This is a genomic window from Caulobacter sp. GW821-FHT12F03 (assembly GCF_058806855.1).
This window is the reverse complement of record NZ_JBXAQC010000003.1, coordinates 100,973-119,136: the sequence shown is the minus strand read 5'-3', so window position 1 is coordinate 119,136 and position 18,164 is coordinate 100,973. Positions and strand designations below refer to the sequence as shown.

Annotated in this window: 23 protein-coding genes and 1 tRNA gene; 5 read left to right on the top strand and 19 right to left on the bottom strand. The window is 67.9% G+C overall.

Annotation, left to right across the window (positions count from 1 at the left end; all coding sequences use genetic code 11):
• The 16 genes from nuoK to AC1RN0_RS09085 all read right to left on the bottom strand — a co-directional run bounded on the left by nuoK (position 1) and on the right by AC1RN0_RS09085 (position 11,560).
• Entirely contained in the window at positions 1-306 is a 306-nt protein-coding gene (gene nuoK / locus AC1RN0_RS09160; RefSeq protein WP_488902374.1) for an NADH-quinone oxidoreductase subunit NuoK, read from the bottom strand.
• Entirely contained in the window at positions 303-923 is a 621-nt protein-coding gene (locus AC1RN0_RS09155) for an NADH-quinone oxidoreductase subunit J (protein ID WP_492787131.1), read from the bottom strand. Before AC1RN0_RS09155 ends, nuoK begins: the two co-directional genes overlap by 4 nt.
• Positions 920-1,411, bottom strand: coding sequence for an NADH-quinone oxidoreductase subunit NuoI (gene nuoI / locus AC1RN0_RS09150; RefSeq protein ID WP_492787130.1), 492 nt, complete (start codon positions 1,409-1,411; stop codon positions 920-922). Before nuoI ends, AC1RN0_RS09155 begins: the two co-directional genes overlap by 4 nt.
• On the bottom strand, positions 1,408-1,647 hold the full coding sequence (locus tag AC1RN0_RS09145; protein ID WP_492787129.1) for a hypothetical protein: 240 nt from the start codon (positions 1,645-1,647) through the stop codon (positions 1,408-1,410). Before AC1RN0_RS09145 ends, nuoI begins: the two co-directional genes overlap by 4 nt.
• Entirely contained in the window at positions 1,647-2,714 is a 1,068-nt protein-coding gene (nuoH, locus tag AC1RN0_RS09140) for an NADH-quinone oxidoreductase subunit NuoH (RefSeq protein WP_492787128.1), read from the bottom strand. The genes AC1RN0_RS09145 and nuoH overlap by 1 nt, the downstream gene beginning before the upstream one ends.
• Positions 2,715-2,718: 4 nt before the next feature.
• The gene (gene nuoG, locus AC1RN0_RS09135) at positions 2,719-4,779 is read right to left on the bottom strand and encodes an NADH-quinone oxidoreductase subunit NuoG (protein WP_492787127.1); all 2,061 of its coding nucleotides are present in this window, start codon (positions 4,777-4,779) and stop codon (positions 2,719-2,721) included.
• A gap of 90 nt (positions 4,780-4,869) precedes the next feature.
• Positions 4,870-5,640, bottom strand: a complete 771-nt coding sequence (locus tag AC1RN0_RS09130) for an N-acyl homoserine lactonase family protein (RefSeq protein WP_492787126.1) — start codon at positions 5,638-5,640, stop codon at positions 4,870-4,872.
• Complete coding sequence (locus tag AC1RN0_RS09125) at positions 5,637-6,203, bottom strand: hypothetical protein (protein ID WP_492787125.1); 567 nt, start codon at positions 6,201-6,203, stop codon at positions 5,637-5,639. The genes AC1RN0_RS09130 and AC1RN0_RS09125 overlap by 4 nt, the downstream gene beginning before the upstream one ends.
• Before the next feature lie 4 nt (positions 6,204-6,207).
• A complete protein-coding gene (gene nuoF, locus AC1RN0_RS09120; protein WP_492787124.1) occupies positions 6,208-7,527 on the bottom strand; it encodes an NADH-quinone oxidoreductase subunit NuoF in 1,320 nt (439 codons plus the stop codon).
• 6 nt (positions 7,528-7,533) lie between these two features.
• Entirely contained in the window at positions 7,534-7,797 is a 264-nt protein-coding gene (locus AC1RN0_RS09115) for a hypothetical protein (RefSeq protein WP_492787123.1), read from the bottom strand.
• Positions 7,797-8,480 (bottom strand): NADH-quinone oxidoreductase subunit NuoE, encoded by a 684-nt coding sequence (gene nuoE / locus AC1RN0_RS09110; protein WP_492787122.1) that lies wholly within the window; start codon positions 8,478-8,480, stop codon positions 7,797-7,799. Before nuoE ends, AC1RN0_RS09115 begins: the two co-directional genes overlap by 1 nt.
• A 3-nt stretch (positions 8,481-8,483) precedes the next feature.
• Positions 8,484-8,819: a nuclear transport factor 2 family protein gene (locus tag AC1RN0_RS09105; RefSeq protein WP_492787121.1), complete on the bottom strand. Its 336-nt coding sequence runs from the start codon at positions 8,817-8,819 to the stop codon at positions 8,484-8,486.
• Entirely contained in the window at positions 8,816-10,030 is a 1,215-nt protein-coding gene (locus AC1RN0_RS09100) for an NADH-quinone oxidoreductase subunit D (protein WP_492787120.1), read from the bottom strand. The genes AC1RN0_RS09105 and AC1RN0_RS09100 overlap by 4 nt, the downstream gene beginning before the upstream one ends.
• Positions 10,031-10,035: 5 nt before the next feature.
• Positions 10,036-10,635, bottom strand: coding sequence for an NADH-quinone oxidoreductase subunit C (locus AC1RN0_RS09095; protein WP_492787119.1), 600 nt, complete (start codon positions 10,633-10,635; stop codon positions 10,036-10,038).
• On the bottom strand, positions 10,632-11,213 hold the full coding sequence (locus tag AC1RN0_RS09090; protein ID WP_492787118.1) for a NuoB/complex I 20 kDa subunit family protein: 582 nt from the start codon (positions 11,211-11,213) through the stop codon (positions 10,632-10,634). The genes AC1RN0_RS09095 and AC1RN0_RS09090 overlap by 4 nt, the downstream gene beginning before the upstream one ends.
• Positions 11,183-11,560 carry an NADH-quinone oxidoreductase subunit A gene (locus tag AC1RN0_RS09085; protein WP_492787117.1) on the bottom strand — a complete coding sequence of 126 codons (378 nt, stop codon included), beginning with the start codon at positions 11,558-11,560 and terminating at the stop codon, positions 11,183-11,185. Before AC1RN0_RS09085 ends, AC1RN0_RS09090 begins: the two co-directional genes overlap by 31 nt.
• Positions 11,561-11,824: 264 nt before the next feature.
• Between AC1RN0_RS09085 and AC1RN0_RS09080 the strand changes: the two genes are divergently transcribed.
• The 5 genes from AC1RN0_RS09080 to AC1RN0_RS09060 all read left to right on the top strand — a co-directional run bounded on the left by AC1RN0_RS09080 (position 11,825) and on the right by AC1RN0_RS09060 (position 15,875).
• Positions 11,825-13,372: an AbgT family transporter gene (locus AC1RN0_RS09080; RefSeq protein ID WP_492787116.1), complete on the top strand. Its 1,548-nt coding sequence runs from the start codon at positions 11,825-11,827 to the stop codon at positions 13,370-13,372.
• Between the two features lie 61 nt (positions 13,373-13,433).
• Positions 13,434-13,510 (top strand) — tRNA-Asp (locus AC1RN0_RS09075).
• Between the two features lie 100 nt (positions 13,511-13,610).
• Positions 13,611-14,255: a DUF47 domain-containing protein gene (locus tag AC1RN0_RS09070; RefSeq protein WP_492787115.1), complete on the top strand. Its 645-nt coding sequence runs from the start codon at positions 13,611-13,613 to the stop codon at positions 14,253-14,255.
• A gap of 9 nt (positions 14,256-14,264) precedes the next feature.
• Positions 14,265-15,269 carry an inorganic phosphate transporter gene (locus AC1RN0_RS09065; protein WP_492787114.1) on the top strand — a complete coding sequence of 335 codons (1,005 nt, stop codon included), beginning with the start codon at positions 14,265-14,267 and terminating at the stop codon, positions 15,267-15,269.
• A 105-nt stretch (positions 15,270-15,374) separates the two neighbouring features.
• A complete protein-coding gene (locus AC1RN0_RS09060; RefSeq protein WP_492787113.1) occupies positions 15,375-15,875 on the top strand; it encodes an NUDIX hydrolase in 501 nt (166 codons plus the stop codon).
• Here the strand turns inward: AC1RN0_RS09060 and AC1RN0_RS09055 are convergent.
• From AC1RN0_RS09055 to AC1RN0_RS09045, 3 genes are read right to left on the bottom strand one after another with little or no spacing between them, the layout of a single operon-like run.
• Complete coding sequence (locus tag AC1RN0_RS09055) at positions 15,844-17,019, bottom strand: glycosyltransferase (RefSeq protein WP_492787505.1); 1,176 nt, start codon at positions 17,017-17,019, stop codon at positions 15,844-15,846. The two genes, AC1RN0_RS09060 and AC1RN0_RS09055, sit on opposite strands and share 32 nt — an antisense overlap.
• A 36-nt stretch (positions 17,020-17,055) precedes the next feature.
• A complete protein-coding gene (locus AC1RN0_RS09050; RefSeq protein WP_492787112.1) occupies positions 17,056-17,235 on the bottom strand; it encodes a type II toxin-antitoxin system antitoxin in 180 nt (59 codons plus the stop codon).
• 3 nt (positions 17,236-17,238) lie between these two features.
• Positions 17,239-18,132, bottom strand: coding sequence for an SPFH domain-containing protein (locus AC1RN0_RS09045; RefSeq protein WP_492787111.1), 894 nt, complete (start codon positions 18,130-18,132; stop codon positions 17,239-17,241).
• Positions 18,133-18,164 lie beyond the last annotated feature (32 nt).

The window sequence follows — 18,164 nt, the reverse complement described above, 5'->3', positions numbered from 1 at the left end:
TCAGCCCTTCATCACGGAGGCGTCGTCCACGGCGATGTCGCCGCGGTTGCGGAAGAAGGTCACCAGGATGGCCAGGCCGACGGCGGCCTCGGCCGCGGCGACGGTCAGCACGAACATGGCGAAGATCTGCCCGACCACGTCGTGCAGATAGACGCTGAAGGCGACCAGGTTGATGTTCACCGCCAGCAGGATCAGCTCGATCGACATCAGGATGATGATGACGTTCTTGCGGTTCACGAAGATGCCGAAGACGCCGATCGTGAACAGGATCGCGGCGACGGTCAGGTAGTTGGTCAACCCGATCATTCGGAGATTCCTTCGCCGGGCTTGATGTCGACGATCGTCATGCCGGTGGCCGGCGTGCGCGCGTTCTGGGCGGCGATGACCTGGCGCTTGACGCCGGGCTTGTGGCGCAGGGTCAGGACGATCGCCCCGATCATCGCCACCAGCAGGACCAGGCCCGCCGCCTGGAAGAAGTAGACATAGTCGGTGTAGAGCACCCGGCCGATGGCCTCGGCGTTGGTCACGTCGGCGCCGGCGGAGGCGTTCGGCCCCGGCGACGCGGCGGCCGCGCCCTGGGTCGCCACGGTGGTGGCCACGATGATCATCTCGACCGTCAGCACGCCGGCGACCAGCCCGCCGACCGGCAGGTAGCGCGAGAAGCCCTCGCGCAGCTGGGTGAAGTCGACGTCGAGCATCATGACGACGAACAGGAACAGCACCGCGACCGCGCCGACGTAGACGACCACCAGCAGCATGGCCAGGAACTCCGCGCCCATCAGGACGAAGAGGCCGGCGGCGCTGAAGAAGGCCGTGATCAGGAACAGCACCGAGTGCACGGGGTTGCGCGCGAACACCACGGCCAGGGCCGAGGTGATCGTCGTCACAGCCATGATGTAGAAGGCGATCGCCTGCAGGGTCATCGGAAGGCCGCGTCCATTTCCAGGTTCCTCGCGATCTCTCGCTCCCAGCGGTCGCCGTTATCCAGCAGCCGCTCCTTGTCGTAGTAGAGCTCTTCGCGGGTCTCGGTGGCGAACTCGGTGTTCGGCCCCTCGACGATGGCGTCCACTGGGCAGGCCTCCTGGCACAGGCCGCAGTAGATGCACTTGACCATGTCGATGTCGTAGCGGGTCGTGCGGCGGCTGCCGTCGGCGCGCGGCTCGGCCTCGATATAGATCGCCTGGGCCGGGCAGACGGCCTCGCAGAGCTTGCAGGCGATGCAGCGCTCTTCCCCGGAGGGATAGCGGCGCAGGGCGTGCTCGCCCCGGAAGCGCGGCGACTGCGGGCCGCGCTCGTTGGGATAGATGACCGTCTTCTTCGGGGCGACCATGTACTTCATGGCCAGCCCGAAGGCGCCCACGAAGTCCAGGAGGGCCGCGCCTTTGATGGCCTGTCCGATGCGCTGCATCATGATTTGGCGGCCTTCTTGGGCTGGATTTCGCACAGGTAGTTGGACAGCAGCGACATGTCGCCGCCCGCGTCGACCGGACGGACAATGCCGCCGGCGGCCGCGCACTGCTCCTTGGCGCGGCGCAGTTCGTCGTAGGTCACCAGGCCCCGGCCGAGCGGGTAGCTCTGGGCCTTGGCCTCGAGGCTGGCGCAGGCGCCGAGCATCAGCAGCAGGGAAAGGGCGACGGCGGCGCGCATCAGAGCGCCCCTCCATAGACCCGCCAGCCGGCCACCAGCAGCACGGCGACCAGGGTCATCGGCAGGAAGACCTTCCAGCCCAGGCGCATCAGCTGGTCGTAGCGGTAGCGGGGCACAATGGCCTTGGCCATGGCGAACATGAAGAACCAGCCGATGATCTTGGCGAAGAACACCAGGAACAGGAACGCGCTCGCGGCGGTCGCCGGCCAGCTCTCGAGGAAGGGCGTCGGGAAGCCGGGGTTCCAGCCGCCGAAGAACAGCACGCTGAGCATCGCGCACATCAGCACGATGTTCGAGTACTCGCCGATCATGAACAGCAGGTAGGGCGTGGAGCTGTATTCGACCTGGTAGCCGGCCACCAGTTCGGACTCGGCTTCGGGCAGGTCGAAGGGCGGGCGGTTCGTCTCGGCCAGGGCGGAGATGTAGAACACCACCATCATCGGAACCATGATCAGCGCCAGCGGCAGGTTCTTCAGGCCGCCGCCGAACACGTTCCAGTTCCAGAACCAGCCGGCCTGCTTCGACACCAGCTCGCTGAGGTTCATCGTGCCGGCCAGCAGGATCACGGTGATGATCACGAAGCCGATCGAGACTTCGTAGGAGACCATCTGGGCCGCCGAGCGCAGGGCGCCGAGGAAGGGATACTTCGAGTTGGACGCCCAGCCGCCCATGATGATGCCGTAGACGCCGAGCGAGCTGATCGCCAGCAGGTACAGGATGCCGACGTTCAGGTTGGCGATCACCCAGCCGGGAGCCAGCGGGATCACCGCCCAGGCGCCGAAGGCCAGCACGAAGCTGAGCAGCGGAGCCAGCAGGAACACGACCTTGTCGGCGCCGGCCGGGATGACGATTTCCTTCAGCACGAACTTCAGGAAGTCGGCGAACGACTGGAACAGGCCGAACGGCCCGACCACGTTGGGCCCTTTGCGCATCTGCACGCCGGCCCAGATCTTCCGGTCGCCCCACAGCAGGAACGCCAGGCTGAGCAGGACCCAGATCAGGACCAGGGCGATCTGGCCGACGGCCAGACCGAACCAGAGAAGGGGGGAGACGGCTTGCTCGGGCACTCGCCTACTCCGCGGCCATCTTGGCGGCGCCGGAGGCCAGGGCCGCGCATTCGGCCATGGTCACGCTGGCCCGCGCGATCGGGTTGGTCAGGTGGAAGGCCGTCACGGCGGCCGCGAAGGGCGCGTCGGACAGCGCGCCGGCGTCGCCGACGGCGGACAGGTCGAACACGGTCGGGATCGAGCCCGGCGCGAAGTCGATCTGGCCGAAGGTTGGATGGTCGGCGAACAGCCTCAGCCGCAACTGGTCGAGGCTGTCGTAGGGCAGCTTCTGGCCGACATGCTCGGACAGGGCCCGCAGGATCGACCAGTCTTCCTTGGCGTCGCCCTTGGGGAACACCGCGCGCTCGCCCATCTGCACCCGGCCCTCGGTGTTGGCGTAGAGGCCGTTCTTCTCGGTGTAGGCGGCGCCCGGCAGGATCACGTCGGCCTTGTGGGCCCCGCGGTCGCCGTGGCTGCCCAGATAGACGGTGAAGGCGCCCGAGGCCGAGGCCTCGCACTCGTCGGCGCCGAGCAGGAACAGCAGGTCCAGCGCACCCGGCTTGAGCATCTCCGCCGTGGCCAGGCCGCCCTCGCCCGGCAGGAAGCCGAGGTCCAGGCCCGCGACGCGGCCGGCCGCGCTGTGCAGCACGTTCCAGCCGTTCCAGCCCTCGCGGACAATGTTGAAGCTCTTCGCCACGCCGGCCAGCGCCTTGAGCACCGCACCGCCGTCGCCCCGCGTCAGGGCGCCCTGGCCGATGATGATGGCGGGGTTCTTCGCGGCCTTCAGCGCGGCGACGAAGTCGGACTTGCTCCTGGCCAGGCCGGTGATCGAGGCCGGACCGGCGCCGAGGTAGTCGTAGTCGTAGGTCAGGTCGGCCTGCGGGCCGATCACGCCGAAGCGGGTCTTGCCGGCCAGCCACAGCTTGCGCAGGCGGGCGTTGAACACCGGCGCCTCGGTGCGCGGGTTGGTCCCGACCAGCAGCACCACGTCGGCCTGCTCGATGCCGGCCAGGGTGGTGTTGAACAGCCAGCTTTCGCGCGGCCCCGCGCCGAGCGCAGTTCCGTCCTGGCGGCAGTCCAGGTTCTTCACGCCGAGGGCGCCGAACAGGTCCAGCGCGGCCTTCATCGACTCGGCGTCCTGCAGATCGCCGGCGATGACGCCGATCTTCTCAGGGCTGGTCGCCTTGATCCTGCCGGCGACGGCGGCGAACGCCTCGCCCCAGGTCGCCGGGGCCAGCTTGCCGTTCACACGGACGTACGGCCGGTCGAGGCGCTGACGGCCGAGGCCGTCGACGGCGTAGCGGCTCTTGTCGCTCAGCCACTCCTCGTTGATGTCCTCGTTGATCCGCGGCAGGGCGCGCATCACCTGGGCGCCGCGGCTGTCGATGCGCACCGCGCTGCCGAGCGCGTCCATCACATCGACGCTCTGGGTCTTTTTCAGTTCCCAGGGCCGGTAGTTGAACGTCCAGGGCTTGTGGGTCAGCGCGCCGACCGGGCACAGGTCGTTGACGTTGCCCGACAGCTCGCTGGTCACGGCCGCGCCGAGATAGGTGGTGATTTCAACATCTTCGCCGCGCGAGATCAGGCCGATCGCCGGGACACCCGCGACTTCCGTGATGAACCGCACGCAGCGAGTGCACTGGATGCAGCGCGTCATCACGGTCTTGATGAGCGGGCCCATCTCCTTCTCTTCGACGGCGCGCTTGTTCTCGGAATAGCGGCTGTCGTCGCGGCCATAGCCCATGGCCTGGTCCTGCAGGTCGCACTCGCCGCCCTGGTCGCAGATCGGGCAATCCAGCGGGTGGTTGATCAGCAGGAATTCCATCACGCCTTCGCGGGCCTTCTTGACCATCGGCGTGTTGGTGAAGATCTCCTGGTTCTCGGCGGCGGGCAGCGCGCACGAGGCCTGCGGCTTCGGCGGCCCGGGCTTCACCTCTACGAGGCACATGCGGCAGTTGCCGGCGATGGACAGGCGCTCGTGATAGCAGAAGCGCGGAATCTCCTCGCCCGCCAGCTCGGCCACCTGGAGGACCGTCATCCCGGGCTCGAATTCGACCTCGACGCCGTTGACCTTGGCTATGGGCATATGGGCTGCACTACCTGAGCATGGGCGCGCCAGCGCCCGTTGGAGCGGGCGCCGCGTTGGTGCGCTGTCTCTATCGCTTCACGCCTCGCGTCAACCATCCGGGGCCCCCGAAGTGCGGGAAAACGCGCCATGCAGGGCGCTGTCCACGGGGATCGCGTCGGCGAAGCTCAGATCGTGGCCCGGAACGATGAAGTCGCCGGCCTCCGCCATGGCCTTCAGCCGCATCAGGGTGGCGCGATAAACGCCGGCGTCGTCGGGCCGGGGCTGTTCGCCCCCGGCTTCCAGCGTCTGGCAGAAATAGCAGGCGTCGCCGGCCAGCACGTCATGGCCCCCTGCCCGCTTCACCCGCAGCGACTGGTGGCCGCAGGTGTGGCCCGGCGTGGCGAAGATCTCGCAGCTGCCGTCGCCGAACAGGTCGTGTGAGTCGCCGGTCAGCACCCGCCGGTGGCCGACTTCCAGCGCCCGGCGGCCGTGGTCCCGGGGATGGCTGTTCAGCGCCCGGTCGAGCTCGGCCGCATGAATGTAGAGGTCGGCGTTGGGGAGCAGGTCGGCCGCGCCAATGTGGTCGAAATGGCTGTGCGAGGCGACCAGCCGCCGGACCCCGGCTGGATCGATGTCCAGCGCCCGCAAGCGTGACGCAAGGTCGTGCCCGGCCGGCAGGCTGCAGACATAGTCGCGATACAGCGTCCGGCCGTCCATGTCGGGATGCAGGCCGGTGTCGAACACGGCCTGCCCGCGCGTCGGATGGGTGATCAGGAAGGCCATCACGGGGACCGTGCGCGGCCCGCTCAGCCCGACCTCGAACAGCTCGCCGGGCGCCGTGACGTCGCCGCAGTGGAGCGGATGGATGCGGATGCTCACCGGCCGTCCTTGCGGCACTCGGGAGCCGGCTGGTCGAGGGCCCCTGCGATTACGCCCCGCAGCCGGCAGGAGTAGCGCTTCTCGTAGGAGCCTTCCGTCTGCAGGCGGCGGAACGCCGGTGCATGGCACTTGATCCGCTCGGCGATGAGGAACTCCCAGCGCGGATCGTCCGGCGCCATCTGCAGCACCTGCTCGGAGGTGGTGATCAGCATATAGCTGTAGGCGGTATAGCGGTCCTGGTAGGTGCCGCCGGTCTTCGACGCCGGATCGGGCGTCGACATCAGGGTGTTGAACGCCTTGTCGGTATTCGGGCAGGCCAGCTCTGGATTGGCGATCGTCACCTGGTTGAAGGCGTTCCAGCTGGCGTAGGTCGAGTCCATCACCTGGACCTGCCGGGCGACCTTGATCTGGTCGATTCCGACATAGACGGCGAGCACCGCTGTGATCGCGGTCACGATGGTGGCGAGGCCGCCGAGAACGGACCACAGAGCCGTCGACCTCAGCCACGACCTCTCTTCAGCGGGCGCGGAAACCTCGATGTCGAGTTCCTGGGCCTCGGGCAAGAAGCTACTCCGCCGCGATCAGGCTGGCCCCCTGAACGTGAGGCTTGCCGGCGCGGTAGCTGGTGATGCGCTCTTCGACCTCATGGCGGAAGTGGCGGAACAGGCCCTGGATCGGCCAGGCCGCCGCGTCGCCGAGGGCGCAGATGGTGTGGCCTTCGACCTGGGTGGTGACATCCAGGAGCATGTCGATCTCCTTCATGTCCGCCTCGCCGGTGGCCATGCGCTCCATCACCCGCCACATCCAGCCGGTGCCTTCACGGCACGGGGTGCACTGGCCGCAGCTCTCGTGCTTGTAGAAGTAGCTCAGCCGGGCGATGGCGCGGATCAGGTCGGTGGACTTGTCCATGACGATGACCGCCGCCGTGCCGAGACCCGACTTCAGGGCCGACAGGGAGTCGAAGTCCATCAGCACATCCTCGGCCTCGTGGGCCGGGATCATGCGCACCGACGAGCCGCCCGGAATGACGGCCTTGAGGTTGCCCCAGCCGCCGCGAATGCCGCCGCAGTGGTCCTCGATGAGCTGCTTGAACGGGATGCTCATCGCCTCCTCGACGTTGCAGGGCAGGTTCACGTGCCCGGAAACGCAGAACAGCTTGGTGCCGGTGTTGTTGGCGCGGCCGAAGCCCGCGAACCAGCCGGCGCCGCGGCGCAGGATGGTGCCGGCGACAGCGATCGACTCGACGTTGTTGACCGTGGTCGGGCAGCCGTAGAGGCCTGCGCCGGCCGGGAACGGCGGCTTCAGGCGCGGCTGGCCCTTCTTGCCCTCGAGGCTCTCGAGCAGTGCGGTTTCCTCGCCGCAGATATAGGCCCCGCCCCCGTGATGGACGTAGAGGTCGAAATCCCAGCCATGGACGTTGTTCTTGCCGATCAGCTTCGCCTCATAGGCCTGCTTGATCGCCGCCTCGAGCACCTCGCGCTCGCGCACATATTCGCCGCGGATGTAGATGTAGCAGGCGTGCGCCTGCATCGCGAACGAGGCGATCAGGCAGCCCTCGATCAGCAGATGCGGATCATGGCGCATGATCTCCCGGTCCTTGCAGGTGCCGGGCTCGGACTCGTCGGCGTTGACGACCAGATAGTGCGGACGGCCGTCCTTCACTTCCTTGGGCATGAACGACCACTTCAGGCCGGTGCCGAAGCCGGCGCCGCCGCGGCCGCGCAGGCCGCTCTGCTTGATGTTGTCGATGATCCACGCCGGGCCGGCGTCGAGCATGTCCTTCGTGCCGTTCCAGCAGCCGCGTTGCTTCGCGCCTTCCAGACCCCAGTCGTGGAGCCCGTAAAGGTTGGTGAAGATGCGGTCCTTGTCTTCGAGGATGCCGACCATGGTTCTCTAGGCTTTCGGATCGAAGGGATTGGCGCGCCGCCAGGCGGTGCGGCGCCAGATCACGTAGATGAAAAGGACCCACCCCAGAGCGATCAGGCCGTAACCGGCGAAGATCAGGGTATGGGACCAGCTGTAGACGCCCCAGGAGGGCAGGATCAGCAGAAAGCCGGTCAGGATCAGGACCAGGCCGGCCAGACGCTCGCGGCGATACAGCGACCGGAGCAGGTCGATGTAGGCGATCCGTTTTGCGTTCAGGTCGGCGTCATCCATCAGGCCGCCGGCTCCGCCTTGGCCTTCTTCGGCTTTTCGGGAAGGTTGGGGATCTTGATCTTCTTCGCCGCCGAACCGTCGTACAGCTTCGGATCGAGCAGGGTCTGGATCTTGCCGTGCGGCTCCGAAGCCCCCCGGCCGATGCGCGACCCGGGCTTGGGCGACTTGCCCGCGGCGAACTCGTCGAGGATCGTCGCCAGGCTCTCGGGCGTCAGGTCCTCGTAGTAGTAGTCGTTGATCGCGGCCATCGGGGCGTTGGAACAGGCGCCCAGGCACTCGACCTCTTCCCAGCTGAACTTGCCGTCGGCCGAGACATGGTTCTTCGGGCCGATCTTCTCGTACAGAACCGTCTTCAGGTCATTGGCGCCGCACAGCATGCAGGGCGTGGTGCCGCACAGCTGGACAAACGCAACCTTACCAACGGGTTCCAGCTGGAACATGGTGTAGAAGGTCGCCACTTCGAGCACCCGGATCACCGGCATGCCGAGCAGTTCGGCGACGGCGCGGATGGAGGGTTCGGACACCCAGCCTTCCTGCTTCTGGATCAGCCACAGGATCGGCAGCACGGCCGACTGCTTGCGCTCGGGCGGGTACTTGGCGATCCACCACTGCGCGGTCTTCAGCGTCTCGGCGCTGAACGCGAAGCTGGCGGGCTGCTCTTTGGCGAGACGGCGAACGGACATGCGTCAGGCTTTCACGAAATCGACGCGGGCGATCTTGCCGTCCGCGATGGTGTAGATGGCGGCGACCTCGAACACCGGACCTTCGGGGCCGCGCGAGACGCGTTCGTGGTCGATGACGGTATTGCCGATGGCGATCCGCGCGACGAGCTCGGCCCGGTTCTGCGGAAACTGCGCGAACACGCCCTTGTAGCGGTCCCGGTAGGCGTCGATGCCCTGCAGGTTCCGCTCGCCGTTCAGGTCGTAGATCGCGATGTCATCGGCGAAACACGCGCAGTGACCGTCGAGATCCTGAACGTTGTAGGCGTCGAGCTGCGCCTGGGCGACCTCGGCAGGCGTCACCGGTCGACCTCCCCGAACACGATGTCGAGGCTGCCGAGGATGGCACTGACGTCGGCCAGCATGTGGCCGCGGTTGAGGAAGTCCATCGCCGCCAGGTGCGGGAAGCCCGGCGCGCGGATCTTGCAGCGGTAGGGCTTGTTGGTGCCGTCGCTGACGAGGAACACGCCGAACTCGCCCTTAGGGGCCTCGACGCAGGCGTAGACCTCGCCTTCGGGCGTGCGGAAGCCCTCGGTGTAGAGCTTGAAGTGATGGATCAGGGCTTCCATCGACGACTTCATCTCGGCGCGGCGCGGCGGGGTGACCTTGTTGTCCAGGGTCATCACCGGACCGGGCGTGCCGCGCAGCATGGCGCAGGCCTGGCGGATGATCTTCGTCGATTCGCGCATCTCCTGCATGCGGCAGAGGTAGCGGTCGTAGCAGTCGCCGTTGACGCCAAGCGGGATGTCGAACTCGAACTCGCTGTAGCCCTCGTAGGGCTGGTTGCGGCGCAGGTCCCAGGCGATGCCCGAACCACGCACCATCACGCCGGAGAAGCTGCGGGCGATGGCGTCTTCCTTCGTCACCACGCCGATGTCGACGTTGCGCTGCTTGAAGATGCGGTTGCCGGTGATCAGCGTCTCAATGTCATCGCAGATCTTCGGGAAGCCGACCGCCCAGGCGTCGATGTCCTCGATCAGCGCCTCGGGCAGGTCCTGGTGGACGCCGCCCGGACGGAAGTAGTTGCTGTGCAGACGAGCGCCGCAGGCGCGCTCGTAGAAGATCATCAGCTTCTCGCGCTCCTCGAAGCCCCAGAGCGGCGGCGTCAGGGCGCCGACGTCCATGGCCTGGGTCGTCACGTTGAGCAGATGGTTCAGGATCCGGCCGATCTCGCTGTAGAGCACGCGGATGATCGAGCCGCGCTTCGGCACCTCGACGCCCAGCAGCTTCTCGATGGCCAGGCAGAAGGCGTGCTCCTGGTTCATCGGCGCGACGTAGTCGAGGCGGTCGAAGTACGGGATGTTCTGGAGGTAGGTGCGGGCCTCCATCAACTTCTCGGTGCCGCGATGCAGCAGGCCGATGTGCGGGTCGACCCGCTCCACGACCTCGCCGTCCAGCTCCAGCACCAGGCGCAGCACGCCGTGCGCGGCCGGGTGTTGCGGGCCGAAGTTGATGTTGAACTTGCGAACCGGAGTTTCCGGGATCGTCGGGACGTTCGAGCCGTCGTCAGCCATGGTTCTCAGCTCCCCGCCTTCTCGTCGCCCGGCAGCGCGTAGGTCGCGCCTTCCCACGGCGAAAGGAAATCGAACTGGCGGAATTCGGCGATCTTCACCGGTTCGTAGACCACGCGCTTGAGCTCGTCGTCGTAGCGGACCTCGACATAGCCGGTCATCGGGAAGTCCTTCCGCAGCGGATGGCCGTGGAAGCCGTAGTCGGTCAGCAGCCGGCGCAGGTCCGGGTGATCGCTGAAGAAGATTCCGTACATGTCGAACGCCTCGCGCTCGAACCAGTTGGCCGCCGGGAATTCGCTCGCGACGCTGGGCACGGGCGTGTCCTCGTCGGTCTGCACCTTCAGCCGGATGCGGTGGTTCTTCACCATCGACAGCAGGTGGTAGACCACGTCGAAGCGCAGCGCCCGTTCCGGGTAGTCGACGCCGGTCAGGTCCACCAACTGGTGGAAACGGTAGTCGGGATGGTCGCGCAGGAAGGTCAGGGCTTCCACCACACGGCCGGCGGGGCCGGTGACGGTCAGCTCGCCGAAGGCCACCTCGAAGGTGGTGATCGCGCCGGCACTGTTGGCGACGATGCTCTGGCCGAGCGCGTTGAGGTCCGTGCTCATCGCTCGATGGTCCCCGTGCGGCGAATCTTCTTCTGCAGCTGCAGCACGCCGTAGACCAGCGCCTCGGCGGTCGGCGGGCAGCCCGGGACGTAGATGTCCACCGGCACCACGCGGTCGCAGCCGCGCACGACGCTGTAGCTGTAATAGTAATAGCCGCCGCCGTTGGCGCAGCTGCCCATGCTGATGACGTAGCGCGGCTCCGGCATCTGGTCGTAGACCTTGCGCAGGGCCGGAGCCATCTTGTTGGTCAGGGTGCCGGCGACGATCATCACATCGCTCTGGCGCGGGCTGGCGCGCGGCGCGAAACCGTAGCGTTCCAGGTCATAGCGCGGCATCGAGGCCTGCATCATCTCGACCGCGCAGCAGGCGAGGCCAAAGGTCATCCACATCAGCGAGCCGGTGCGCGCCCAGGTGATCAGGTCGTCGGCGGCGGCCGTGACGAAGTCCTTGTCGGCCAGCTGTTGCGAGACGCCGTCGAAATACGGGTCGTGGAGGCGGGGGTCGTAGCCCTCGACGGTCGTGCGACCGGCGGCGCCCGCAGGAACGATTACTCCCATTCCAGGGCTCCCTTTTTCCACTCGTAGACAAAGCCGACGGTCAGCACGCCGAGGAAGGCCACCATCGACCAGAAGGCGAAGATCGTCTGCTCGTGCGGCAGTTTCATCAGCGTGACGGCCCACGGAAACAGGAACGCCACTTCCAGGTCGAAGATGATGAACAGGATCGAGACCAGATAGAACCGCACGTCGAACTTCATCCGCGCGTCGTCAAAGGCGTTGAAGCCGCACTCGTAGGCGGACAGCTTCTCGGTGTCCGGCGCGCTCGGCGCGAACACGGCGGCGGCGAGGATAAAGGCCAGGCCGAGCGCCCCCGCGATCCCCAGCAGGATCACGATCGGCAGGTACTGGAGGAGAAAGGCGTTCATGGGCTTCCCGGAAAGGAGTCGCGGCCCTTCTAGCTCAAGGCCGTGAGGGGTTCAAACGGCGTATTGCATGCTGTGTCGTTCGACACGCCCGCCTCGCGGGCCGCTCGGGATCAGGTCCATGGGTGATGACCGATCAATCGCCGGAACATGCCCCAACCCGCGTCATCCCCGGCAGGCGCGCGGCGCCGTGTGAACGCCCCGGCTCGGCGGACGGCGACATAACGCGGGTCTTGCGGCGGGGTCCCCCGCGTGCAGACTTCCGGGATGACGGACACGCCCCCGCCCCGCAAATCCACCGGCCTTCGATTCCTTGACGCGGTGGAGCGGTTCGGCGACCGGCTGCCCGACCCGGTGTTCATCTTCGTCTGGCTGATCGGCGGGCTGATCGTCGCCAGCGTGATCTGCGCGGCCCTCGGCGTCAGCGCCACCAACCCGGTGACGCACGAAGTCCTGACGGCCAGGAGCCTGCTGTCGGCCGACAACCTGCGCACCCTGCTGACGGAGATGGCCAAGACCTTCACCGGTTTCGCGCCGCTCGGGTTGGTGCTGCTGGTCATGCTCGGCGCGGGCGTCGCGGAACGGGTCGGCCTGCTGAACGCGGCCATCGAGGCCCTGGTGAAGGCCAGCCCCCGGGCCTTGCTGACGCCGATGGTGCTGCTGATCGGGCTGCTGTCGAACCACGCCGCCGATTCGGGCATTGTCGTGCTGCCGCCGCTGGCCGCGGTGGTGTTCGCCGCCGCCGGTCGCAATCCGATCGCGGGCCTCGCCTGCGCCTACGCCGCGGCCATCGCCTCCTTCGCGGGCAATCCCCTGCCCGGCCAGTTCGACGCGCTGATTCTCGGCTTCACCGAACCGGCCGCGCGGCTGCTCGACCCGCACTGGACCGCCAACCTGGCCGGCGACTGGTACTTCACCGCCGCCGGCGGGGCAGTGTTCATCGCCGTGGGCTGGTGGATCACCGACCGCATCGTCGAGCCGCGCCTGGGCGTCTGGACGCCGCCAATGGCCGCCACACCGGACGAGGACGCCCCGCCCCCGACGGCGCCCGGCGGCGCCCTGGTGTGGTCGGGGCTGGCGGCGCTGGCGGTGATCCTGCTGTGGGCAACCCTGGCGCTGGCGCCGGGCGCGCCGCTTCAGGACGTCACGGCGCAGGGCCCCGCCCGCTGGACGCCGTTCTTCCGCTCGCTGGTGGCCGGCTTCTTCCTGCTGTTCCTGCTCAGCGGCTGCGTCTACGGGATGAAGACCGGCCTGATCCGCAAGGACAGCGACGTGGTGCGCTACATGGGCGAGTCGATCGCCGCCATGGCTCCCTACATCGTGCTGGCCTTCATCGCCTCGCACTTCATCGCCATGTTCAACTGGTCGAACCTCGGCGCGATCACGGCGATCAACGGCGCCGACGCCCTGAAGTCCGCCGGCCTGCCGCTGGCCCTGATTCTGATGGGTGTGACGATTCTCGGCGCCGGGCTGGACATGTTCATCTCCTCCGCCTCGGCCAAATGGGCCGCGCTCGGCCCCGTGCTGGTGCCGATGCTGATGCTGCTGGGCGTCAGTCCTGAGATGACCACCGCCGCCTACCGGATGGGCGATTCCAGCCTGGTGATCATGTCGCCGATGAGCGCCTACTTCATTCTGCTGCTGGGGTTCGCCCAGCGCTGGCGGCCGGGCCTCGGCGTCGGCGGGCTGCTCGCGGCGCTGACGCCCTACGCCATCGGCTTCTTCGTCGCGGGGCTGGCGATGACGGGGATCTGGGCCGCGCTGGGGCTCGCCACGGGACCGGCGGCGCCGTTTCACTACCTGATCCCATCCTGACTGTTGACAGGCCCGAGGGACGCACCTATCAGACGCCCCTCGCCGCGAGGCGGGCATCTTAGCGGATGTAGCTCAGTTGGTTAGAGCGCCGGCCTGTCACGCCGGAGGTCGCGGGTTCGAGTCCCGTCATTCGCGCCATTTCCCCACAATTCATCCGCCTGCGGTCAATTCACCGCTCGCCTTTCCGCGCGCCTGTCCCTATTAGCGCGCGCAAGCGACACCCCCGCGGAGACCCCCCATGCTGAGCTGGTTCCAGGCGATCATGCCCAAGGAGGACCGCTTCTTCGACATGTTCCAGCGCCACGCGGCGACGCTGGCGCTCGGCGCGGCGGCGCTGCGCGAGCTGGTCGACGGGGGCGACAACGTCCAGGCCTGCTGCGACCGGATCTTCAGGCATGAGGACGAGGCGGACGCGATCGCCCGCGAGGGCATCCTGGCCGTGCGCCGGACCTTCATCACCCCGTTCGACCGCATCGACATCCAGGCGCTGTTCAGCTCGCTCGACGATTCGATCGACCAGATGAAGAAGACGGCCAAGGCGATCATCCTGTTCGAGGCCACCAGCTTCGAGCCTGAGATGCGCGAGATGGCCGACCTGATCGTGCAGTGCGCCGGCCTGACCGGGGAGATGGTCGCCCTGCTGCCGAAGATGCGCCAGAACGCGGCCCGGCTGAACGCCCTGGCCGAGCAGATCGTCAAGCTCGAGGACCAGTCGGACCACGTCTGCGACGCGGGGCTCAAGGCGCTGTACCTCAAGCACCGCGACGGCAACGCGATGGGCTACATCGTCGGCGCCGAGATCTACGACCACCTGGAAAAGGTGGTCGACCGGTTCGAGGATGTCGCCAACGGCATCAGCGGCATCCTGATCGAACACCTCTAGGGCCCGGTCGTGGACTCCGCCCTCCTGATCCTGGTTTTCCTGGTCGCGGTCGCGCTGCTGTTCGATTTCCTCAACGGCCTGCACGACGCCGCCAACTCGATCGCCACCATCGTGGCCACCCGCGTTCTGCCGCCGGCCGGCGCCGTGGCCTGGGCGGCCTTCTTCAACTTCGCCGCCTTCCTGTTCTTCGGCACGCATGTGGCCAAGACGGTCGGCAGCGGGCTGGTCGCGCCCGAGCTGATCAGCGACGGCCTGATCTTCGGCGCGCTGATGGGGGCCATCGTCTGGAACATCCTGACCTGGTGGCTGGGCATTCCTTCGTCCAGCTCGCACGCCCTGGTCGGCGGCCTGGTCGGCGCAGGAGTCGCCAAAGCCGGGGTCCACGCCATCCTGTGGAGCGGCCTGAACAAGACCGTCACCGCCATCGTGCTCTCGCCGGCGGTGGGCTTCGCCCTGGCCCTCGCGCTCGTGCTGCTGGTGTCGTGGCTGTTCCTCCGGTCGAATCCGGCCTGGGCCGACCGTTTCTTCCGCGTGGCGCAGCTGTTCTCCTCGGCGCTCTACTCGCTCGGACACGGCGGCAACGACGCCCAGAAGACCATGGGTGTGATCGCCGCCCTGCTCGCCTCCCGCGGCCTGACCCATGGCGAGCACGGCCTGATCATCCCGTTCTGGGTGGTCCTCTGCTGCTACACGGCCATGGCCATGGGCACGTTGCTGGGCGGCTGGAAGATCGTCCACACCATGGGCAGCAAGATCACCCGCCTGTCGCCGATGCAGGGTTTCTGCGCCGAGACCGGCGGGGCCATCACCCTGTTCCTGGCGACCAACCTCGGCGTGCCGGTCTCGACCACCCAGACGATCACCGGGGCCATCGTCGGGGTCGGCGCGGCCCGCCGGGTGTCGGCGGTGCGCTGGGGCATCGCCCGCCAGATCGTCTGGGCCTGGGTCATCACCCTGCCCGCCGCGGCCGCCATGGGCGCCCTGTTCTACGGCCTGTCGCAGCTCTTCCGCTGAGACCGACGTTTCCGCCGGCGTCCGCCGCGATCCCGTCGCCTATGGACCCCCCGCCCGGCGGGACCCATGCTTGGCGGTTCAAGAGTCGATTCGAAGGCTTGGAAGGTGTTGCAGCAACTCAGATCCCGCCTGCGCAGGGGGCGCGGCCTCGTCGGCCGGGTCCGTGAGCGGCTGCGCGGCCTGACCTGGGTCGCCCACCGGCAACAGTACGCCGCCCTTCCCTGGCGCAAGGGCAAGGACGGGCTGGAAATCCTTCTGATTACATCGCGCGAGACGCGCCGCTGGGTGATCCCCAAGGGCTGGCCGATGATCACCCTGGCGGCGCACGACGCCGCGGCCCAGGAGGCCTGGGAAGAGGCCGGCGTGCGCGGCGAGGTGCTGGCCACGCCGATCGGCGCCTTCCGCTATCACAAGCGGATGAAGATGGGTCCGCCGCAGCGGTGCCGGGTCGACGTCTTCCCGCTGTCCGTGAAGACCGAGGCGAAGGACTGGCCGGAAAAGCGCCAGCGTCAGCGCCGCTGGGTTCCCGCGCTCGAAGCCGCCCGCATGGTCGAGGAGCCCGGACTGCGCGTGCTCATCCAGCGGTTCGCGGAGTCGCGGGCCTAGCGTCGAGAAAGGCCGCGTCGCCGGTCAGCCGGGCATAGATCGCCGCCAGCGGCTCGAACACGCTGTTCCAGCCATGCCGGGCCTCGACCCGCAGCCGGGCGGCGCGACCGATCTGCGCCGCGCCCCGGGCGAACAGGGCCGTGACGGCCTCGGCCATCGACCGTCCGTCAGAGCGCGGCGCCAGCTGCCCGACCGCCTCGTCGACCGTCTCGGCGACACCGCCCGCGTCGATCCCGACCACCGGCAGGCCGCAGGCCATGGCTTCCAGCACCGCCAGGCCGAACGGCTCGGCGTCGTTGGCGTGGACGAAGGCGTCGGCGCTGGCCAGCAGCCGCGCGAGCGCAATGCCGTCGCGCTGGTAGGGCCAGGCGATGACGCGGTCGGACGCCGGCGCTCCCTGCCCCGCCCCGACCAGCAGCAGCACATAGGGATCGCCCAGCTGCTCAACCGCCTCGACCAGTACGTCGATGCGCTTCTCGCGGGCCGGCCGGCCGGCGAACACCAGCAGTCGGTGATGGCGCGACAGACCCAGTTCCGCCCTCACGGCCGCGCGGTCGGCGCGGCCGGGATTGAAGGTCTCCAGATCAACGCCGAGCGGCACGGCCACGGCCCCTTCGACCCCCGCGTCGAGCAGCTTTTCCGCCACGTACCGGCTGGGGGCCAGGGCCAGGTCGAAGCGGCCGTAGATGTCCGCCCAGCGTCGCCGGACGGGCTTCTCGGCCCAGTCGCCGATATGCAGGGCGGCCAGGGCGGCCAGATCGGTATGACAGAAGCCGACCACCGGAACGCCGAGCTTCTGGCCCGCCCGCTGGGCGGCGAGGCCGGGGGTGTAGGGATCGCCGGCCTCTATGATCGCCGGCTGCTGACGGATCAGGCGGTCCATCCAGATGGTCTTGCTGATCGGCCAGCGGTAGCCGTCGCCGAACGGCAGCGGCGCGGCGTAGATCGACACCTCGCCCGACACCTTCTGCCGGTCGCGCGGACCCGGGGCGACGAGCGTGTGACGTACGCGCGGGCGGGCGCGGGCCAGCCAGTCCCGCTTGGCGTTGAGGTAACGCTTAACCCCGCCGCTGCGCGGCGCGTAAAGCATCGTGGTGTCGACGAGGCGGGGCCGGGAGGAATCGGACGACGGCAAGGCGGTGATCCGGGATGCGACAGGGAGGTCACCCGGATCAAATCCTCAGTCTTCCTCCGGTTCCCGCGCGGGCCGACCGACATTGCGCCGCGCCAGCGCCTCGCGCAGCAGCACCTCGAGCTGCGCATTGACGCTGCGCAGTTCGGCCGCCGCGAGGCGCTCGACGGCTTCGAGCACCTCGGGCTTCACCCGCAGCAGAAAATTACGCTTGCCCGGACTGGCCACGCCTCACCCGTAAAGGGTGCCGGCGTTGACCACGGGCTGGGCGTCGCGGTCGCCGCAGAGCACCACCAGCAGGTTGGACACCATGGCCGCCTTGCGCTCGTCGTCCAGGTGCACGACGTCGCGCTCGCTGAGCTGCTGCAGGGCGCTTTCGACCATGCTGACCGCGCCCATGACGATGGTCCGGCGGGCCGACAGCACCGCCTCCGCCTGCTGGCGGCGCAGCATGGCGCCAGCGATCTCCGGCGCGTAGGCCAGGTGCATCAGGTGGGTCTCGTCGACGGCGATGCCGGCCACGGCCACGCGGGACTGCAGGTCCTCCTTCAGCTTGTCGCCGACCACCTCGGCGTCGGCCCGCAGGGTGGGCTCGTCGTCCTCGGCGTGATCATAGGCGTAGTGCCGCGCCGTCTCGCGCAGGGCGGTCTCGATCTGGATGTTGATGAAGGCGGCATAGTCATCGACGTCGAACAGGGCCTGGGCCGAATCCTCGACGCGCCACACGACGTTGGCGGCGATCTCGATCGGATTGCCGCGCTTGTCGTTCACCTTGAGCATCTCGCTGGTGACGTTGCGCACCCGCAGGCTGATCTTCTTGCGGCCGTACCACGGCACGACCCAGCGCAGGCCCGTCGTGCGATCGGTGCCCTTGTAGGCGCCGAACAGGGTGATGGCCGCGCCTTCGTTCGGCTGCAGCGAATAGAAGCCGGCGAAGCCGAACGCGGAGAGGGCGATCGTGAACACCCCCAGGAGGCCGAGCATCTCGCCGCCGTCCTGCTTCAGATGCGTCAGCAGCCAGACGCCGCTCCCGAGCAGACCCAGCATGACGAGCAGGATCAGTCCACCGTTGACGCCGCCGCCGGGGCGTTCGCCCGTGCGGTTGATGCTTCCATGTTCGGCCATCGGCCCCTCCTTGACTGGTATCAAAGTGATAT

Bases quoted from the DNA above. Each gene is read 5' to 3' on its own strand.
- AC1RN0_RS09155 (WP_492787131.1), bottom strand. From the start codon at position 923: ATGACCCTGCAGGCGATCGCCTTCTACATCATGGCTGTGACGACGATC.
- AC1RN0_RS09070 (WP_492787115.1), top strand. From the start codon at position 13,611: ATGCTGAGCTGGTTCCAGGCGATCATGCCCAAGGAGGACCGCTTCTTC.
- AC1RN0_RS09095 (WP_492787119.1), bottom strand. From the start codon at position 10,635: ATGAGCACGGACCTCAACGCGCTCGGCCAGAGCATCGTCGCCAACAGT.
- nuoF (WP_492787124.1), bottom strand. From the start codon at position 7,527: ATGGTCGGCATCCTCGAAGACAAGGACCGCATCTTCACCAACCTTTAC.
- nuoI (WP_492787130.1), bottom strand. From the start codon at position 1,411: ATGATGCAGCGCATCGGACAGGCCATCAAAGGCGCGGCCCTCCTGGAC.
- nuoK (WP_488902374.1), bottom strand. From the start codon at position 306: ATGATCGGGTTGACCAACTACCTGACCGTCGCCGCGATCCTGTTCACG.
- AC1RN0_RS09145 (WP_492787129.1), bottom strand. From the start codon at position 1,647: ATGCGCGCCGCCGTCGCCCTTTCCCTGCTGCTGATGCTCGGCGCCTGC.
- AC1RN0_RS09080 (WP_492787116.1), top strand. From the start codon at position 11,825: ATGACGGACACGCCCCCGCCCCGCAAATCCACCGGCCTTCGATTCCTT.
- nuoE (WP_492787122.1), bottom strand. From the start codon at position 8,480: ATGTCCGTTCGCCGTCTCGCCAAAGAGCAGCCCGCCAGCTTCGCGTTC.
- AC1RN0_RS09085 (WP_492787117.1), bottom strand. From the start codon at position 11,560: ATGAACGCCTTTCTCCTCCAGTACCTGCCGATCGTGATCCTGCTGGGG.
- AC1RN0_RS09100 (WP_492787120.1), bottom strand. From the start codon at position 10,030: ATGGCTGACGACGGCTCGAACGTCCCGACGATCCCGGAAACTCCGGTT.
- nuoG (WP_492787127.1), bottom strand. From the start codon at position 4,779: ATGCCCATAGCCAAGGTCAACGGCGTCGAGGTCGAATTCGAGCCCGGG.
- AC1RN0_RS09045 (WP_492787111.1), bottom strand. From the start codon at position 18,132: ATGGCCGAACATGGAAGCATCAACCGCACGGGCGAACGCCCCGGCGGC.
- AC1RN0_RS09115 (WP_492787123.1), bottom strand. From the start codon at position 7,797: ATGGATGACGCCGACCTGAACGCAAAACGGATCGCCTACATCGACCTG.